Origin of the sequence: Halalkalibacillus sediminis (genome assembly GCF_002844535.1) — a bacterium.
Classification (GTDB): Bacteria; Bacillota; Bacilli; order Bacillales; family Alkalibacillaceae; genus Halalkalibacillus_A; species Halalkalibacillus_A sediminis.
This window is the reverse complement of record NZ_PJNH01000001.1, coordinates 730,697-748,649: the sequence shown is the minus strand read 5'-3', so window position 1 is coordinate 748,649 and position 17,953 is coordinate 730,697. Positions and strand designations below refer to the sequence as shown.

18 protein-coding genes are annotated in these 17,953 nt (G+C 37.9%); 14 read left to right on the top strand and 4 right to left on the bottom strand.

Annotation, left to right across the window (positions count from 1 at the left end):
• The first annotated feature begins 9 nt into the window (after positions 1-9).
• Both CEY16_RS03975 and CEY16_RS03970 read left to right on the top strand, forming a co-directional pair.
• Complete coding sequence (locus CEY16_RS03975; protein ID WP_101330666.1) at positions 10-1,137, top strand: M20/M25/M40 family metallo-hydrolase; 1,128 nt, start codon at positions 10-12, stop codon at positions 1,135-1,137.
• Positions 1,138-1,203: 66 nt separating this feature from the next.
• Positions 1,204-2,445, top strand: a complete 1,242-nt coding sequence (locus tag CEY16_RS03970) for a DNA polymerase IV (protein WP_101330665.1) — start codon at positions 1,204-1,206, stop codon at positions 2,443-2,445.
• Positions 2,446-2,649: 204 nt separating this feature from the next.
• On the opposite strand, the gene CEY16_RS03965 is transcribed toward CEY16_RS03970, so the two are convergent.
• The 3 genes from CEY16_RS03965 to CEY16_RS03955 are packed head-to-tail and all read right to left on the bottom strand — an operon-like array spanning position 2,650 to position 5,738.
• Entirely contained in the window at positions 2,650-4,023 is a 1,374-nt protein-coding gene (locus CEY16_RS03965) for an aldehyde dehydrogenase (protein WP_101330664.1), read from the bottom strand.
• Between the two features lie 15 nt (positions 4,024-4,038).
• The gene (gene rnz / locus CEY16_RS03960) at positions 4,039-4,956 is read right to left on the bottom strand and encodes a ribonuclease Z (protein ID WP_101330663.1); all 918 of its coding nucleotides are present in this window, start codon (positions 4,954-4,956) and stop codon (positions 4,039-4,041) included.
• Between the two features lie 53 nt (positions 4,957-5,009).
• Positions 5,010-5,738 carry a glycerophosphodiester phosphodiesterase gene (locus CEY16_RS03955; protein ID WP_101330662.1) on the bottom strand — a complete coding sequence of 243 codons (729 nt, stop codon included), beginning with the start codon at positions 5,736-5,738 and terminating at the stop codon, positions 5,010-5,012.
• A gap of 106 nt (positions 5,739-5,844) precedes the next feature.
• Here CEY16_RS03955 and CEY16_RS03950 point away from each other — a divergent pair, with 106 nt between their 5' ends.
• Positions 5,845-7,464 (top strand): M20/M25/M40 family metallo-hydrolase, encoded by a 1,620-nt coding sequence (locus CEY16_RS03950; RefSeq protein WP_101330661.1) that lies wholly within the window; start codon positions 5,845-5,847, stop codon positions 7,462-7,464.
• A gap of 75 nt (positions 7,465-7,539) precedes the next feature.
• Positions 7,540-8,508, top strand: a complete 969-nt coding sequence (locus CEY16_RS03945) for an MBL fold metallo-hydrolase (protein ID WP_101330660.1) — start codon at positions 7,540-7,542, stop codon at positions 8,506-8,508.
• 49 nt (positions 8,509-8,557) lie between these two features.
• On the opposite strand, the gene CEY16_RS03940 is transcribed toward CEY16_RS03945, so the two are convergent.
• Positions 8,558-9,484, bottom strand: coding sequence for an aldo/keto reductase (locus CEY16_RS03940; protein ID WP_101330659.1), 927 nt, complete (start codon positions 9,482-9,484; stop codon positions 8,558-8,560).
• 100 nt (positions 9,485-9,584) lie between these two features.
• On the opposite strand from CEY16_RS03940, the gene CEY16_RS03935 reads away from it, so the two are divergent.
• From CEY16_RS03935 to spoIIAB, 10 genes are all read left to right on the top strand, one after another.
• The gene (locus CEY16_RS03935; protein ID WP_101330658.1) at positions 9,585-10,142 is read left to right on the top strand and encodes an NUDIX hydrolase; all 558 of its coding nucleotides are present in this window, start codon (positions 9,585-9,587) and stop codon (positions 10,140-10,142) included.
• Positions 10,143-10,231: 89 nt separating this feature from the next.
• On the top strand, positions 10,232-10,858 hold the full coding sequence (gene spoIIM, locus CEY16_RS03930; RefSeq protein WP_101330657.1) for a stage II sporulation protein M: 627 nt from the start codon (positions 10,232-10,234) through the stop codon (positions 10,856-10,858).
• A 112-nt stretch (positions 10,859-10,970) separates the two neighbouring features.
• On the top strand, positions 10,971-11,417 hold the full coding sequence (fur, locus tag CEY16_RS03925) for a ferric iron uptake transcriptional regulator (RefSeq protein WP_101330656.1): 447 nt from the start codon (positions 10,971-10,973) through the stop codon (positions 11,415-11,417).
• 84 nt (positions 11,418-11,501) lie between these two features.
• Entirely contained in the window at positions 11,502-12,389 is an 888-nt protein-coding gene (xerD, locus tag CEY16_RS03920; RefSeq protein ID WP_101330655.1) for a site-specific tyrosine recombinase XerD, read from the top strand.
• A 65-nt stretch (positions 12,390-12,454) separates the two neighbouring features.
• The gene (deoB, locus tag CEY16_RS03915) at positions 12,455-13,633 is read left to right on the top strand and encodes a phosphopentomutase (RefSeq protein WP_101330654.1); all 1,179 of its coding nucleotides are present in this window, start codon (positions 12,455-12,457) and stop codon (positions 13,631-13,633) included.
• A 19-nt stretch (positions 13,634-13,652) separates the two neighbouring features.
• Positions 13,653-14,468, top strand: coding sequence for a purine-nucleoside phosphorylase (locus CEY16_RS03910; RefSeq protein WP_420795516.1), 816 nt, complete (start codon positions 13,653-13,655; stop codon positions 14,466-14,468).
• Between the two features lie 18 nt (positions 14,469-14,486).
• A complete protein-coding gene (locus tag CEY16_RS03905; RefSeq protein WP_101330652.1) occupies positions 14,487-15,791 on the top strand; it encodes a pyrimidine-nucleoside phosphorylase in 1,305 nt (434 codons plus the stop codon).
• Between the two features lie 121 nt (positions 15,792-15,912).
• Complete coding sequence (locus tag CEY16_RS03900) at positions 15,913-17,064, top strand: D-alanyl-D-alanine carboxypeptidase family protein (RefSeq protein ID WP_101331133.1); 1,152 nt, start codon at positions 15,913-15,915, stop codon at positions 17,062-17,064.
• Between the two features lie 96 nt (positions 17,065-17,160).
• Entirely contained in the window at positions 17,161-17,514 is a 354-nt protein-coding gene (spoIIAA, locus tag CEY16_RS03895; RefSeq protein ID WP_101330651.1) for an anti-sigma F factor antagonist, read from the top strand.
• On the top strand, positions 17,511-17,951 hold the full coding sequence (gene spoIIAB, locus CEY16_RS03890) for an anti-sigma F factor (protein ID WP_101330650.1): 441 nt from the start codon (positions 17,511-17,513) through the stop codon (positions 17,949-17,951). Before spoIIAA ends, spoIIAB begins: the two co-directional genes overlap by 4 nt.
• Positions 17,952-17,953: the final 2 nt, after the last annotated feature.

The window sequence follows — 17,953 nt, the reverse complement described above, 5'->3', positions numbered from 1 at the left end:
GTGTAATTAATGATAGAAGTTAACGAACAACGATTGATTGACGAATTCATTGAATTAGTCAAAATCGATTCTGAAACAAAAAATGAAGCCCAGATCCAGCAAGTACTGAAAGAAAAGTTCGGCAAACTTGGCTTGTCCATTCAAGAAGACAAAGCAAAAGAAAAAACGGACCATGGAGCAAACAACCTAATTTGTACGCTTAAAGGAACAAAAGATGGCGTTGAGCCCATTTATTTTACATCTCACATGGACACAGTAGCTCCAGGACAAGGGATTAAACCTTCCATAACAGACGGTTACATTCACTCAGATGGTACAACCATTCTAGGAGCTGATGACAAAGCTGGTCTAGCAGCAATGCTCGAGATGATCAAACGTTTGAAAGAAGAAAATGTGGAGCATGGTGATATCCAGTTTGTCATCACAGTTGGTGAAGAATCTGGATTAGTGGGTGCAAAAGCGTTAGATGGAAGTCAAATTTACGCAAAATATGGATATGCAGTTGATAGTAATGGTGATGTGGGGAACATCATCGTGGCAGCACCTACACAAGCTAAATTATGGATAACAGCACGTGGCAAGTCTGCTCATGCCGGAGTAGCACCTGAAGAAGGGGTTTCAGCAATTACTCTAGCGGCAAAGGCCGTTGCTAAAATGCCATTAGGAAGAATAGACGCTGAAACCACTGCTAATATTGGTCGTTTTGAAGGTGGAAAAGCTACAAATGTCGTGTGCGAAGAAGCTTACTTGTTAGCTGAAGCACGCTCACTGGATCCGGTTAAACTAGATAAACAAGTAGAAAAAATGAAAAAAGCTTGCGATGCTGTAGGAAAAGAAATGGGTGGCGAGTTCGATGTCGATGTTCAGATTATGTACCCTGGATATAAGCACAAAAAAGGAGATCTTGTAGTAGAAATCGCCCGTTCGGCTGCTAAGAAAATCGGCAGAGAGAGTAAGTTAGAAAGTAGCGGTGGTGGTAGTGATGCGAATATCATTGCCGGACTAGGTATTCCAACTGTGAACTTGTGTGTAGGATATGAAAATATTCATACCACAAATGAAAAAATGCCAATCTCTGAACTTGTAAAGATCTCAGAACTACTTACAGCAATAGTCCAAGAAGCTGCAAACGAATAATAGCTATAAAGAGTCGGAGGTCATTATCTCCGGCTCTATTCCGTTTTAGCGATGAAGGTGGTCTAAATGTCCAAGGGTCGAATTATATTCCATGTAGATATGAATAGTTTTTATGCTTCCGTCGAAATGGCTTATCGACCAGACCTTAAAGGTAAGCCTTTAGCTATTGCTGGCGATCCTGAAAAGAGGAAGGGGATCGTCGTGACAAGTAGTTACGAGGCGAGGGCAAAAGGTGTCAAAACGACGATGCCTTTGTGGGAAGCATATGAACATTGTCCTGACCTGATTGTAATGAAGCCTAATTTCAATCGCTATAGAGAAGCCTCACAGCATATCTTTTCTATGCTTTCTGAAGTTACGCCTTTTGTTCAACCAGTTTCAATCGATGAAGGCTATATGGATATTACTGAATATACTAGAGGAGAGAACCCACTAGAGATAGCTCATTCCTTACAAAAGAGAATTATGGATGAGCTTGATTTGCCATGCAGTATAGGGATTGCTCCTAATAAATTTTTGGCCAAAATGGCTTCGGACATGAAAAAGCCACTAGGAATCACTGTGTTACGGAAAAGAGAAATTAGAAATAAATTGTGGCCGCTTCCGATAGGGGAAATGTACGGGGTCGGTAAGAAGACTGAAGAAAAATTGAGATCGATTAATATATCCACCATTGGCGATCTTGCCACGAGAGATCCCTATCATCTAAAACAATTACTCGGTATTAATGGTGAACGGTTAAATAGTCGCGCGAATGGGATAGATGATCGTCCTGTTGATCCTGATGCAGTAAATGAGTTTAAAAGTATAGGGAATTCCAACACCTTACCCTTTGATACTACAGACCGTAAAGAAATTGACCAATTATTAAACCAATTAGCGAAAAAAGTATCAGAACGCATGGCTAATAAGCAAGTTTTTTCTGAAAATATCCAACTGATGATTCGCTATTCTGATAGAAAGACGATTACCCGCAGTAAGCAATTGAATCAGTTGATAGATAGTAGCTCAGATATTTTCTCTATAGCCTCTCGCTTATTTGATGAACATTGGAACGAAGAGCCGATCAGGTTGTTAGGAATTACAGCCCAGCATTTAGTTTTAAAAGAAGAAGTAGCCCAGCAGTTGGATTTATTTAATTATGAAAAAGAAGCGGAAAAAGAAAAACTTTATCAAGCGATGGAAAGCATTGAGGAGAAGTATGGCAAAGGGACTTTCATCAAACATCAAGATAATCCTCAACCATCTGTAACGACAAGTTTTCAAAAAGATTTCTTGAATGATTACAAGAAAAATAAAAAGAATTGAACGGTAAGATGAAAATCCGAACTCAAAAGTTCGGGTTTTTCTTTTTCACTGAGCTTTATTGTTGAACAGTCATAAGAGTTGATTAACTAGTCGTAAGATGAGATTAACTAGTCGCAAAGAACGATTAACTAGTCTCGAGAGCAACTCAGTATTCTTAACGAAAAAAGGGTGCCCCAAAGGAGCACCCTAAAATTGATCTAAATCCTATTTTTTATAAATCTTATTCAAAATCTTACGGCCCATTTTCGAGTTAGGGTACCGGAAAGCTAAATCAAATGCTGTAGTTTGCTTGAGAACACTCTTTTGGTGAGTGAATGTATCGAAACTTGCACGGCCGTGATATTTACCAATACCACTGGAACCGATACCGCCAAATGGTAGGTGATTGTTTCCTAAGTGCATCAGTGTATCATTGATGCAGCCGCCACCGAATGAAATGTTTCTAGTAATCCATTCTTGTTTTTGGTAGTTCTCTGAGAAGTAATAGAGAGCTAGCGGATTTCTAGAATGTTCAATTTCGTCTACCACGTCTTCTAGTCTACCGAAAGTTCTTACGGGTAGGATCGGCCCGAATATTTCATCCTGCATAACATTGGACTGCCAAGTGATGTCGTCGACGATCGTAGGGTTGATCTTCAAGGTATTTTTGTCTGATTGACCGCCATAAATGACCTTACCATCCTCAAGATAATCAAGTAATCTATTAAAGTGATTTTCGTTTACGATGGAACTGAAATCATCATTTTGCAATGCGTTGTCAGTATATAATTTTTCTATTTCTTCTTTTATTTTCTTGATAAATGTTTGTTTAACTGATTCATGAACCAATAAGTAATCAGGAGCTACACATGTTTGACCAGCGTTCGTGAATTTACCCCAAGCGATACGTTTAGCTGCTAGATCAAGCTTCGCGTCACGATCTACAATACAAGGGCTCTTCCCGCCCAGTTCTAAAGTTACGGGGATTAGTTGCTTACCAGCTTCCTGCATAATGATCTTACCTACCGGAACGCTTCCAGTGAAGAATATATAATCAAATGGTTCTTTTAATAACTGCTGAGAGGTTTCCTTATCACCTTGTAAAACAGTAATATATTTTTCTTCGAACGTTTCTTTAATCATTTCTTCAAGTAAGTCACTGGTGTAAGGTGTGAGTTCAGATGGTTTAATAACAGCAGTATTCCCAGCTGAAATCGCCCCGATTAAAGGTGCAATTGCTAGGTGCAGGGGATAGTTCCATGGACTGATGATCAGTGTCACTCCATAAGGCTGTTTATAAATGATGCTTTTAGCACCTTTATGGGTAGATGGTGTCTTCACTTTACGTGGAGTCATCCAATCTTTAAGGTATTTTATCGTTTCATTCAATTCATTCAATAGAAACCCAAGCTCTGTAGTCAGTACCTCATAAGATGATTTATTCAAATCTTTATTCAACGCTTCGTATATTCTAGGTTCATAACGGTGCAGCATATCTTTTAGTTTCTGTAATTGATGAATACGAAATGTATGAGTCATCGTTTTTCCTGCGCGATACATTTTCTTATGATCTTGGACAAGTAAACTAATATCTTTCATGAAGATCACCCCTAACTATTTTACTTCGTATTTAAATGAATCATATGCGTATTGGACTGAGTGAAAAATACTCTTCAGTTGATTTAATTCTTGTTCTAAATCTGATTGATTATATCTTGAGGATAAATGAGTCAACAGTAGTTGGCTAACGTTAGCAAGTGAGGCCAAGCGAACTACTTCGTGACTGCTTGAATGATTGTAATCTTCTGCAAGTTGGAGATCTTTATTTGTAAAAGTTGCTTCGTGAACAAGTACATCTGCATCTTTAGCTTGTTGGACGATATCTTTTGTAGGTTTAGTGTCTCCACAAATTACGATTTTTCGGCCTTTTATAGGAGGACCAGTGACTTCATCTCGGTGAACGTGAGTACCATCAGGTAATACAGTGACTTCTTGTTTTTTGATTTCTTGATAAATCGGTCCTGGATGTATACCTTTCTCTTTCAACTTTTCAGGTAACAGGTGACCGATGGAATCTCTTTCTTGAATGACAAAACCATAGGAAGGGACACCATGGATTAATGTAAAGCATGAAACCGAAAGATGTTCATCTTCGAAAATCATACCTTCGTTCAATTCCACGAACTCGATATCATATTTAAGTCTAGTATGACTTGTCTCTAATGATGTTTCTAAGAATTTTTTCAAGCCTTTTGGACCGAATATTTGGATAGACTCTGTGCCATTTTGGAAAGAACGACTACTTAGTAGACCAGGCAGACCAAAGATATGATCACCATGCATATGCGTGATGAATATTTTTGAGATTTTCCGTGGTTTGATTGTAGAACTCAATAGTTGATGTTGAGTGGCTTCACCACAATCGAACAACCAAACCTCATCTCGTTCTTGTAACATTTTAAGTGCTATAGATGAGACATTTCTAATTTTAGACGGTACGCCGGAGCCCGTCCCTAAAAATTCGAGTTCCAATGTCTTGCCTCCTAAATGATGGACACTTATCATCCTGAGATTTTCATATAATTTTATTGTAAAGTCTTTTTTGCAATATCGGGAACATCTGTAACAATACCATCTGCTCCTAATTGCCAGCACTTTCTCATTGTAATCGGTCTATTTACCGTATACACACGAAACGGAATTTCATGTTCCTGTATAGATTTCCTCATACCTGATGGGAGGAGAGTGCTTTTGATGTGAATATCATTAGCTCCAATATCTTTTAATAGCTGGGTAATGTCTCTCCATCTTTTTTTAGTAAGCCATGCCAGTGTTAGGTCTTCATTTATATTTCTTAAATTCCTGATTGTCGCATCATTAAAACTTGAAACAATTGTTCGATCTGATAAGTTGAATTGATTGATAAGTCCGTCTATTATTTCTTCTATACCCTGATATTCTAAAACATTCGTCTTTAATTCGATGTTTACTATCAAATTTTTCGGTTCGACCCATCGTAAGAACTGTTCTAATGAAGGGATCTTTGTACTCTGGTAATGTTTTGAAAACCAACTACCTGCATCAAATTGACTCAACTCTTCGAAGGTATAGTCTTGTACAAAACCACTTCCGTTAGTTGTTCTTCTTAAATTTTCATCATGTATGATAACGGGTATTTGATCTTTTGATAATTGAACATCAAGCTCGATTCCATCTGCTCCTAGTTCATATGCCAATTCAAATGCTGGAAAGGTATTTTCTGGAGCATATCTACTCGCGCCTCGATGTGCGAAAATCTTCGGTCGAATGATCAACACCTCTTTCAATTCTCTGTTATGATTGTGGTGTATATACTAAAAAAAGTCAACTAAACATGCGAATTAACAGGGTTTATCAATTTTCTTAGGGAGTTGTTTATAGATGAAATGGCAAACAAAAGCAGAATTAGTCAGATTATTGGATCAATTGGTTTCATTTAAGAGTGTTACTGGTAGTGAAGATGAAATTGCAATCGTGGATTATATCTATCAGCTTCTACAAGAGAGAGATTATTTCAATGAACACCCTGACCATCTAAGAAGGAGGCCCATTGAAGATGGGAGACAATTTCTTACAGCATTAGTTAAAAAACCTGAAGTTAAGCAAACAATTATTCTTGTTAGTCATATAGATGTTGTGGATGTTGACGATTATGGATCTTTAAAACCGTCTGCATTTCGTGTAAAAGAACTTACTGAGGAGTTTGTTAAGGACTTTTCTAATTTACCAGAAGAGATCAAGAGAGATTTGAAAACAGGCGAGTGGTTGTTCGGAAGAGGCACCATGGACATGAAAGCAGGTACCGCGCTCCAACTATCAATGCTTGAAAAAGCGATGAATGGTGAGTGGGATGGGAATATTCTTCAGTTGGTCGTTCCTGATGAAGAAGCTAATTCCATAGGGATGATCGAAGCTGTGGAAGAATTAAAGAAGATTCAAGCTGAATACGATTTAGATTATAAACTCTGTTTGAACTGTGAACCAATGTTCCGTCAATATCCAGGTGATGAGCAAACTTATTTTTACACGGGGTCTCTTGGTAAATTACTACCTGGTTTCTTTTGCTATGGAAAAGAGACTCACGTAGGTGAGCCTTTCCACGGATTGAACGCTAATTTAATAACAAGTTATTTAAATGAGCATTTAGAATTAAATGAATTGTTCATAGAAGAAGTAGAGAATCAAATAACGCCTCCTCCGGTCAGCTTGATGAATCGTGATTTGAAAGATCAGTATTCTGTCCAAACTCCTTTAACTGCCGTTTCTATGTACAACGTCTTTTATATGGAACAAACGATCGACGACATTCGAAAAAAGCTTTTTGACGTTATGAATAAAACGAAGTCACATGTAGAACAACATATGAGAGAGAAAGCTTCTATCTTTTATAAAGACGAATATCAGTTAGATGAATCTACTTATACTATTTCTGTAATGGATTATGACATGTTATACGAAGCGGCTGTAGAAAGACACGGGGCCGAAGAGGTACAACGAAGACAAAGGTTGCTTATACACGATCGTAGTGGGGGAGATCGCGATTTCTCAACCGTTTTGACTCAAGATTTGGCTTATCTTTGTAAAGACCTTGCTCCGATGATTGTTCTATTTTTCAGCCCACCGTTTTATCCTGCTGTTACTAGTCAACATCATAGTATGATAAAAAATATTTTGAATGATGTTTCGGACTATACGGAAAAAGAGCATGAACGTTCACCTGAGGTTTTGTCTTATTTTTCAGGCCTATCAGATTTGAGTTTTGTTGGAGAAAGTAATCAAACATCTGACCAAATCCAATCGCTTACTGAAAATATGCCCTTAGAAAAAGCTGGGCTCGCCAATATGGTTATAAAGGGAGACCGTTTAATAGTACCTACGTTGAATATCGGCCCTTATGGTAAAGATGCACACCAGTGGACTGAACGCTTAGAAATCAACTACAGTTTCGAACAATTGCCAAAAATTCTAGAAAGAACGATCAAAACTACTTTTAAGGAGTAATAATATAGTGTGGAAGGTACAATACTTTTGTAGTATAATAAATTGAATAATGATTCATTTTTTTGGAGGCATATAATGAAAGCACAAAATATTCACCAACTTACTTTACCAACACCCTTTGCTGTTGGAGATGTGCACGCGTATTTGCATGTTGGGGACCGTGTCACATTATTTGATGCGGGGGTTTATACTGAAAAGGCTTGGGAATCGCTTAAAGATCAACTGAAAGAGCTCAGTTTGAAACCAGAAGACGTAGATGAAATCGTGTTGACACACCACCATCCAGATCACATCGGTTTAGTTGGTAAATTCACTAATGTAAAGAGAGTCTATGGCCATCCCTACGTAAATAATTGGCTAACAAAAGATGAAAGATACTTTAAGATGTATATAGATTTCTTTAACCAGTTGTATGATGACTGGGGGGTTCCTGAAGCATATCGGGAAATCGAAAAATCTACCGCAAACTATTCGAATTTCGTATTTAAGTCTGCACTGACTGATGAACTGCTTGAAGGTCAGAAAATTGAAGGATTACCATCGATTGAAGTTTTAGAGACCCCAGGTCATGCTCAGAGTCACCTATCTTTTTTCGACCATGAATCAGGCATCTTGATTGGTGGAGATCACATAATAAAACATATATCATCCAACCCTTTACTTGAGCCTCCTAGCGATAAGGGTATTGAAAGACCTAGACCATTGTTAGATTACAGGCAATCGATGTTGAAATTGAAGGATTATGATATTACTGAAATACTTCCAGGCCATGGAGAGGTATTAAGAGAGTATCGAGCACTGATCGATGACCGAATCCTGAAACAAGAGAAAAGGGCCTACAAAGTATTGGATTTCATCAAAAATAATAGTGCTACACCTTTTGAAATATGTAAATTTTTATTTCCTAAACATTATGAAAAACAGTTTGGCCTCACAATGTCGGAGACAGTCGGTCAACTTGATTATCTTCAGAGTGTTGGAGAAATAGTTGAAGTAAGGAAAGATAATGTAATAACATTTGAATCAACCAGCTGTTATGCATAAACAAGGAGCCATCGATTTCGGTGGCTCCTTATTTTATATTAAAACGTATTTATTCTCGGTGCTTATCGTAAAAATTCTCTTTGGATATTTCGTTAAGCAACTCAAATAGCTCATGATTATAAACAGCTTCATCGTAGGCGCGAACATTTTCAATGACTTGTTCAGGTTTACTAGCGCCTAATATGATACTTCCTATCGCATGATGGTTGAGAGCATAACCAATTGCTAAAGACTGAGGCGTACGATTAAATTGCTTCGCTATATTTTGATACTCTTGAATGAAGTTTTTAAGCTCTTGTGGTTGGTAATCAAGAAATCCTTCTTGCCCTTTTTTCTCCCACTGTTCTAATCCTCGATCGGTAAGCATGCCTTTGCCAAGTACACCACGAGCCAAGACATTGATGTTATTTGAATCCAATAAGTTCAACATTTTTTCCTCAGGACGTCTGTCTAGTACACTGTACTGCATCATGACACTAGTGATATTCGATCGTTCTGTGAATGCTTGTATGACATTTGGACGGATGGAGGAAATGCCGAAGTGTTTTACTAAGCCCTCTTGTTGTAACTCTTCAAAAGTTTCGATCACTTCGTCGATAGGATCCTCTATCGTTCCGCCATGTAATTGATATAAATCTACATAGTCTAAACCTAAACGCAGTAAGCTATTTTTAATGGCTTCTTTTAAATATTTTTTGGAAGGATCCCAATACCAGTCATCCTTACCTTCTTCGAAATGATTGCCTCCTTTGGTACCGATGATCAAATCGTCACGTTTCCCCTTAATCGCGTTTCCTACTAGTTTTTCATTTGTTCCGAAATCATATAAATCCGCAGTATCTAAGTAATTAATACCCTGATCGATAGCAGCATCGATAACTTCTTTCGCATTTGCTTCGTTTGTCCCAAGATTCATACAACCGAGACCTATTTCAGTCAATTCCATATTGGAATGACCAAGCTTTCTAGTTTTCATTTAAACACTCCTTCACTACTATTTTATATAGACTAAAGCTATCTAAACAAACAATACCTTTTAAATGATAAAATAAAACAGAGAAGGGAGTTTATAATTGATGAAGAGATTTGAAGAGAAAACTATTAAAACAGAGTCAATATTTAAAGGGAAAGTAATTGACCTGCAAGTGGATGATGTTGAATTACCTAATGGGAAAACTTCAAAGAGAGAGTTGGTTAAGCACCCTGGAGCAGTGGCTATCATTGCTCGTACAGATGAAGGAAAAGTCATCATGGTTGAACAATACCGTAAGCCGCTAGAAAAAAGCATCATTGAGATACCTGCTGGTAAATTAGAAGCAGGAGAGAATCCAGAAGAAACAGCAAAAAGAGAGTTAGCTGAAGAAACTGGATATGAAGCGGATGAACTGTCTTTTGTTGTGTCTTATTATACTTCCCCGGGATTTGCGGATGAGAAGTTGTATGTTTATGAAGCTAAGGGCTTGAAACTTTCAGAAAATCGTTTAGACGGTGATGAAGATGAGTTTGTAGATTTAGTGGAAGTCACTCTAGAAGAAGCCAAACAGATGATCAAACAAGAGAGAATTCATGATGCAAAAACGATTCATGCCATATACTACTTGCTGCTTGATCAATTGAATTATGGTATCGATTAGCCAAATGAAAATAACGTGAATCAATCAGTTCTATCTTCTAATCTATCTCATAAGATTAAATAGAGTAGAGTTGATTGGAGGAGCGTAAGATGAAACGTTGGTTGAAAGGTTCTCCCTATACTTCTGAGCCTTATTTCAGTTTATATGTATTCTTGTTTGTTTTGTTCGTGATTGGTGTCATTTTCGGAGCAAATATTGTTGGAAGTTTAAGTTTTGTTCAAAGGCAGGATTTATTATTTTTCGTCGAACAGTATTTGTATTCGTCTGCGGATGAACAAGTCGGTAAAGCGCAGAACGATCTGCTGTCTTCAATTACTTCACACGGAAAATATATCAGTTTCTTATTTTTCTTTGGCTTGTCAGTAGTTGGGTTACCTATAGTATGGTTTCTATTGTTTCTGAAAGGTGTAGTAATAGGATTCACAGTAGGGTTTTTGGTTAACCAGTTATCAGGACAAGGTTTACTTTTATCCATCACAGCGATCGCACCACAGAATCTATTCATTGTCCCTGCATATTTGCTGGTAGTTGCTAGTAGCATGATCTTTTCTGTCTATGTTCTTCAAATGCTCTTCCTAAAGAAGCGGAGTCCATACACAATAGGAGAAGCGATTAGTCTTTACTTTAAAAGTTTTGTTATAGCATTAGCTCTTGTGATTGTAGGTTCTTTGATTGAAGTATATATATCTTCAATGGCAATGGAACGCTTGTTATAATCATTATTAATTTAAAATAAATATAAAGAGTTAATTGTAATTATTATAATTTGACACAAAATACCCCCTTGATTATAATTATATTTGTACTGATTGAGAGGGGGATCAACTAGTGGAAAACCGCATTGAACGTATTAAAACACAACTTCATTCACAAAGTTACAAATTGACACCACAGCGCGAAGCCACAGTTCGTGTTCTACTTGAACATGAAGAAGACCATTTGAGTGCGGAAGACGTTTACCTCCTCGTCAAAGAGAAATCACCAGAAATTGGTCTCGCAACAGTTTATCGCACTTTAGAATTATTATCAGAATTAAAAGTAGTAGACAAAATCAATTTCGGTGATGGCGTGTCTAGATATGATTTACGAAAAGAGGGTGCTGAGCACTTTCACCATCACTTAGTGTGTATTGAGTGTGGGACTGTTCAAGAAATCGATGAAGATTTACTTGGAGATGTTGAGAAAATTGTTGAAAGAGATTGGCAATTCAAAGTGAAGGATCACAGATTGACCTTCCATGGCATCTGCAGTAAATGTCAGAAGAAAAGTGAATGATACATACTACAACCTTTTTCCTCTAAAGAGAAAGGTTTTTTTGTTTATGTTCAATTTAATCTATCAAAATGGAGAGATGCTGAGATGAAAGATGCGATACAAGATTTTCTTCATTATTTAACTGTTGAAAAAGGGTTGTCTGAGAATTCTATTCAATCTTATAAAAGGGATTTGAATCAATATGCAGACTACCTAACAAATAAAGAAGCGATACGTGAACTTGAACAAATCGATCGACACCATATTAGAAAGTTCCTTAATGAACGTGTCAAAGAAGGTCGTGCCCCATCTAGTAATGCTCGTCTTATTTCTACTATTCGTTCCTTCCACCAATTTTTAATTAGGGAATATAATCTCTCGCATGATGCTTCTCTTCATATCCAGTCTCCAAAACAAGAGAGGAAATTACCTAAAGTCCTTTCTAGTCAAGAGGTTGAGGTATTGTTTGATTTGCCAGGTGAAGAACCAATTACTATGCGAAATAAAGCCATGCTAGAGACACTTTATGCAACAGGTCTTAGAATAACTGAATTACTTTCATTGGAGTTGAACGATCTTCATTTAATGATGGGATTCGTTCGAATTACAGGAAAAGGTGGAAAAGAGAGGATCGTTCCTCTTGGAAGCCAGGCACAGCAAGCGATTGAGAACTATGTAGAATACGCTCGTCCTTCTCTGTTGAAAAAACAGTCGACAAATGCCCTGTTTTTAAACCATAGAGGAACTGCAATGACTAGACAAGGCTTTTGGAAAGTTTTAAAGAAGATCGCACAGGAAAAAGGAGTTAATAAAGAACTAACACCTCATACTCTGCGTCATTCATTTGCAACTCATTTATTGGAAAATGGAGCGGACTTAAGGGCTGTACAAGAGATGTTAGGTCACGCAGACATTTCAACGACACAAATCTATACTCATATTACAAAAACACGTCTAAAAGATATCTATCAAAACTACCATCCGCGAGCATAATTATGTTATATTTTTAACGCAATCGTTTAAGATGAAAGAAGAATGAATATGTTGGAGGGATTAATATGGCACCATTTAATCGAGTATTTTTAATCGTGATGGATTCAGTAGGAATTGGTGAAGCACCTGACGCAAAAGCGTTCAATGATATTGGTGCTGACACTCTGGGTCATATCGCTGAACATATGCAAGGATTGAACATGCCTAATATGGCGAAGCTTGGACTTGGGAATATCCGTGAAGTAGAAGGGATCAAGGCAGCAGAGAAGCCAATGGCACATTATACAAAAATGCAAGAAGCATCTGTAGGTAAAGACACGATGACGGGGCATTGGGAAATCATGGGCCTTCATATCACTAAGCCTTTCAGAACTTTTCCAGATGGTTTTCCGGATGCATTGGTTCAACAATTAGAAGAAAAGACTGGTCGTAAAGTGATTGGTAATAAACCAGCTTCAGGAACAGCTATTTTAGATGAATTAGGAGAAGAACACATGGCGACTGGATCGTTAATCGTCTATACTTCTGCTGATTCTGTATTACAAATTGCAGCTCATGAGGATATCGTACCTATAGAAGAACTATATGAAATCTGTGAAACCGCCAGAGAGTTAACTCTTGATGATCCTTACATGATCGGGCGTGTAATTGCACGTCCTTTCGTTGGAGAGCCTGGGGCTTTCGAAAGAACTTCTAACCGCCATGACTACGCACTAAAACCATTCGGACGCACGGTTATGAACTCTTTAAAAGATAACGGTAATGATGTGGTTGCTTTAGGTAAGATTTCCGATATTTATGATGGAGAAGGCGTGACAGAAGCGATTCGTACAGACAGTAATGACGATGGTATGGACAAACTTGTTAAGTCGATGGATCAGTCTTTCAAAGGACTTAACTTTTTGAATTTAGTAGACTTCGATGCAAAGTTCGGTCACCGCAGAGACCCACAAGGATATGGGGAAGCATTAGAGCAATTTGATCAAAGATTGCCAGAGGTTCTCAATAAATTAAAAGATGATGACTTATTAATTATTACAGCAGACCATGGAAACGACCCGATACACCATGGAACTGATCATACAAGAGAATATGTACCTTTAATCGCATATCACAAGGGTATTGATGAAGGTAAAAGCTTACCGCTAAGAGAAACTTTTGCCGATATCGGCGCTACCGTAGCAGAGAACTTCGATGTTGAAGAACCTGAAATAGGCAAAAGCTTTTTAAACGAAATTAAATAGAGGAGTTTTATCAATGGACATGTTAGAACAAGTTAAAGAATCCCAACAATGGATTGAGTCTAAATTAAATGGAGATAAGCCTCAAATCGGTTTGATTTTAGGATCAGGTCTAGGAGTTTTAGCTGAAGAAATACAGAACGCAACAACAATAAAGTATGGGGAGATCCCTAATTTCCCACAATCGACTGTGGCCGGTCACAAAGGTCAGTTAGTCGTAGGCGAATTGAAAGGGAAGACCGTCATTGCGATGCAAGGTCGTTTTCATTATTACGAGGGATACACGATGCAACAAGTGACATTCCCAGTCCGTGTAATGAAAGCTTTAGGTGTAGAAAAATTACTAGTGACAAACGCGGCAGGTGGAATTAACCAGTCATTCAACCCTGGTGACCTCATGCTGATCAATGACCATATTAATCAGATGGGCGATAACCCATTAATCGGTAAAAATGATGATGAATTAGGTCCACGCTTTCCTGATATGTCTCAACCTTATGATCGTGAGTTGATCAATCTTGCAAGAGAAACAGCTGATTCATTGAACATTCAAACGCAAGAAGGTGTGTATGTAGGTAATACAGGTCCTACTTATGAGACAGCCAGTGAAGTTAAAATGCTTCGAACGTTAGGCGGAGACGCTGTCGGGATGTCTACGGTACCAGAAGTGATTGTCGCAAACCACGCAGGATTAAGGGTATTAGGGATCTCTTGTATCTCTAACATGGCTGCTGGTATTTTGGATCAACCTCTCACACATGATGAAGTAATTGAAACAACTGAAAAAGTACGTGATGACTTCATTCAATTAGTTCAAGCAATTGTACAAAAGGTATAGCAGGAGTGACTACAGACAATGAGAATGTATGATATTATCGCCAAAAAACGTGATGGAGAAGGGCTTACTGAAGAAGAAATCAAGTTTTTCATCAGAGGATATACCGACGGCTCAATTCCTGACTATCAAGCAAGTGCATTTGCTATGGCAATTTACTTTAACGGCATGACCGAAGAAGAGCGAGCAACTTTGACAATGGAAATGGTGAATTCGGGAGACACAATTGATCTTTCAGCCATTGATGGAATCAAAGTTGACAAGCATTCGACCGGTGGTGTGGGTGATACCACAACATTAGTTTTAGCTCCATTGGTAGCTTCAACAGGAGTTCCAGTGGCAAAAATGAGTGGCCGAGGATTGGGTCACACTGGTGGTACAATTGATAAGCTTGAAGCGGTGCCAGGTTTCCATGTTGAAATCAGCAATGACGAATTTGTAAAACTAGTAAACAAAAACAAAATTGCGGTCATTGGACAATCAGGCAATTTGACGCCTGCTGATAAAAAGTTATATGGGCTTCGAGATGTGACTGCGACGGTCAATTCAATCCCATTGATTGCTAGCTCAATTATGAGTAAAAAGATTGCAGCTGGAGCGGACGCTATTGTACTTGATGTTAAGACAGGTGCAGGCGCCTTCATGAAAGAAGAAGATGAGTCCATCGATCTTGCTAAGGCAATGGTATCGATCGGAAATCGTGTAGGACGTAAGACGATGGCTGTAATCAGTGACATGAGTCAGCCACTCGGTAGAGCAATAGGTAATGCGTTGGAAGTTCAAGAAGCAATTGATACTTTACGTGGAGAAGGACCTGAAGACTTAACTGAGCTATCCTTGATATTAGGTAGCCAAATGGTTGTAGCTGGCGGAATGGCTGAAACACTTGATGAAGCAAGACAGTTACTAGAGGAAAACATTTCAAACGGTAAAGCAATTGCTAAATTTAAAGAATTTCTCGAGTCTCAGGGTGGAGATGCTTCTGTAGTTGATGATCCTTCGCTTCTTCCTCAAGCTGAAGAGCGTACTGAATTGTTAGCAAAAGAGTCAGGTTACATCGACGAGATTGTAGCTGATGAAATCGGAAATGCAGCTATGCTATTAGGTGCAGGTAGACAGACTAAGGATTCAGTAATCGATTTATCTGTGGGACTTGTTCTTCATAAGAAAATTGGGGATCGAGTAGAAGAGGGAGAGCCTCTACTGACGATTCATTCGAATGATGTATCCTTAGAAGAAGTAAAGAAAAAGTTATATGAAAACATTGTAATCAGTTCGAATAAAGTTAAAGCTCCTGATTTAATAAGAACATTAATTTCTGAGTAATTGTTGATTATTCTAAACTGGATGTTACCTCAAAGGTGACATCCAGTTTTTTTGTTCTTTTCCGTAATAATTTTTGAGAACTTGGAAAAAATATGAAACATGAAACGGAGGGAACATGGACATGAAGAAATTGATAATAGGTTTCATAGCTTTAATTATGTTGATGCCATCGGGAGGATTATATGCTGAGGAAGTTACTTCTTTAACTGATCACGCAAAATCTGCTGTATTGGTGGAGGTAGATACTCAGGAGGTTTTATATAACCATAATAGTCATGAAAAGTTGCCGCCAGCTAGTATGACTAAGCTAATGACAATGTTGTTGATTATGGAAGAATTAAATAATGGAAACCTTTCATTAGATGAAAATGTTCGAATAAGCGAACACGCTTCATCGATGGGGGGAACACAAATTTATTTAGAACCTTTTGAAGAAATGTCTGTACAGGATTTGTTAAAAGGAGTAACGATTGCATCAGCAAATGATGCCTCTGTCGCTTTGGCGGAGCGAATTTCTGGATCTGAGAAAGCCTTTGTGGAAGAAATGAATAAAAAGGTAAAAGAACTCGGTTTGGAAAATACTCATTTTAATAATGTAACTGGCTTACCAACTGATAACCATTATAGTTCAGCATATGATATGGCAATGATCGGAAGAGAGCTTTTGCAATATGAAGAAATTCTTGATTATACAAAAGTCTATGAAGATTATTTAAGAAAAGGAACAGACGATGAATTCTGGTTGGTCAATACAAATAAGCTCGTTAAGTTTTATCAAGGTGTAGATGGACTAAAGACAGGATACACAAGTGAAGCAAAGTTCTGCTTGACCGCTACAGCTAAACGTGGTGATATGAGAGTGATTTCCGTTGTTATGGGGGCAGATACTGCCAAAAATCGAAACCAAGATATCTCTAACATGCTTGATTATGCATTCAGCCAATATGAAATTAAACGTTTATACCAGGACAATCAAACGGTTTTAGAAAAATCTCATCCTAAAGCTAAAGGAACGATCAAAGTTGGTCCTGAAGAGTCGATTTCATTACTGATGAAAAAAGGAGACTCGATGGATGATTATGAAACGGTAATTGAAGAAAATGACTCTATTCACTGGCCAGTTGCAAGAGGAGACCAATTGGGTTCAGTCAAATTGATGAAAGAAAGTAATCTTATAAAAGAATACCCACTCGTTATTACTGAAGAAGTAGAACAAGCATCTATTTGGAACCTGTGGAAAAAGTCGATAACTTCCATCCATCGTGGCAATTAATGTCGATTCTACACTTGTTTTGTCATCGTGCAGGAAAAGGTTAGTTAAATGAAGAAAGACTCATAAGCTGAAAGTCAATTGAAGGAGGAAGAAGCTTTGAGTCTACTTACGCAATTTGAACAGAAAGAAGATGTGTTGTTAGTACGTTTAGTTGGAGAGTTGGATCACCACGAGGCAGAAAAGTTAAAAAGTGAATGGCAAAAGCATTTAAACACGGGTGAGGTTAAACATGTCGTAGTCAATCTAGGTAAACTTCATTTTATGGATTCATCAGGGTTAGGCGTGTTTTTAGGAAGGTATAAAGAAGTAAAACATATGAAAGGTGAAATGGTCATATGTGCTATTAATCCTGTTGTAGAAAGATTATTCGAGTTATCAGGTATGTTTAAAATCGTTCAGACAGATATTAGCGAGGAAGCTGCCCTTAATCGTTTGGGGGTGGCATCATGAATAATTATATGAAAGTAGAATTCGTCGCTAAAAGTGAAAATGAATCTTTTGCAAGAGTAACAGTTGCTTCTTTTATTGCACAACTAGACCCGACTGTGGATGAATTGACTGAAATAAAAACAGTTGTGTCAGAGGCTGTAACCAATGCAATTATTCACGGATATGATGAAGATGAAGAAGGCCGAGTCGTTTTAGAGTGTGAAATCAAAAATAGTGAAGTTGAATTGAGAATTTCAGACGACGGGCATGGTATGGACAATATTGATGAAGCTACTCAACCCCTATTTACTTCCAAACCTGAACTTGAAAGATCAGGAATGGGTTTTACGATTATGGAGAATTTTATGGATGCTTTATCAGTGACCTCAGAATACGGGAAGGGTACAACAGTCATCATGAGAAAGAAGTTCAATCAAAATCAGCCGACATGCAATTAGGT

Bases quoted from the DNA above. Each gene is read 5' to 3' on its own strand.
- CEY16_RS03940 (WP_101330659.1), bottom strand. From the start codon at position 9,484: ATGAAAACTAGAAAGCTTGGTCATTCCAATATGGAATTGACTGAAATA.
- CEY16_RS03945 (WP_101330660.1), top strand. From the start codon at position 7,540: ATGAAAGCACAAAATATTCACCAACTTACTTTACCAACACCCTTTGCT.
- CEY16_RS03975 (WP_101330666.1), top strand. From the start codon at position 10: ATGATAGAAGTTAACGAACAACGATTGATTGACGAATTCATTGAATTA.
- CEY16_RS03965 (WP_101330664.1), bottom strand. From the start codon at position 4,023: ATGAAAGATATTAGTTTACTTGTCCAAGATCATAAGAAAATGTATCGC.
- CEY16_RS03905 (WP_101330652.1), top strand. From the start codon at position 14,487: ATGAGAATGTATGATATTATCGCCAAAAAACGTGATGGAGAAGGGCTT.
- deoB (WP_101330654.1), top strand. From the start codon at position 12,455: ATGGCACCATTTAATCGAGTATTTTTAATCGTGATGGATTCAGTAGGA.
- CEY16_RS03900 (WP_101331133.1), top strand. From the start codon at position 15,913: ATGAAGAAATTGATAATAGGTTTCATAGCTTTAATTATGTTGATGCCA.
- CEY16_RS03950 (WP_101330661.1), top strand. From the start codon at position 5,845: ATGAAATGGCAAACAAAAGCAGAATTAGTCAGATTATTGGATCAATTG.
- spoIIAB (WP_101330650.1), top strand. From the start codon at position 17,511: ATGAATAATTATATGAAAGTAGAATTCGTCGCTAAAAGTGAAAATGAA.
- CEY16_RS03910 (WP_420795516.1), top strand. From the start codon at position 13,653: ATGTTAGAACAAGTTAAAGAATCCCAACAATGGATTGAGTCTAAATTA.
- CEY16_RS03935 (WP_101330658.1), top strand. From the start codon at position 9,585: ATGAAGAGATTTGAAGAGAAAACTATTAAAACAGAGTCAATATTTAAA.
- spoIIM (WP_101330657.1), top strand. From the start codon at position 10,232: ATGAAACGTTGGTTGAAAGGTTCTCCCTATACTTCTGAGCCTTATTTC.
- xerD (WP_101330655.1), top strand. From the start codon at position 11,502: ATGAAAGATGCGATACAAGATTTTCTTCATTATTTAACTGTTGAAAAA.
- CEY16_RS03970 (WP_101330665.1), top strand. From the start codon at position 1,204: ATGTCCAAGGGTCGAATTATATTCCATGTAGATATGAATAGTTTTTAT.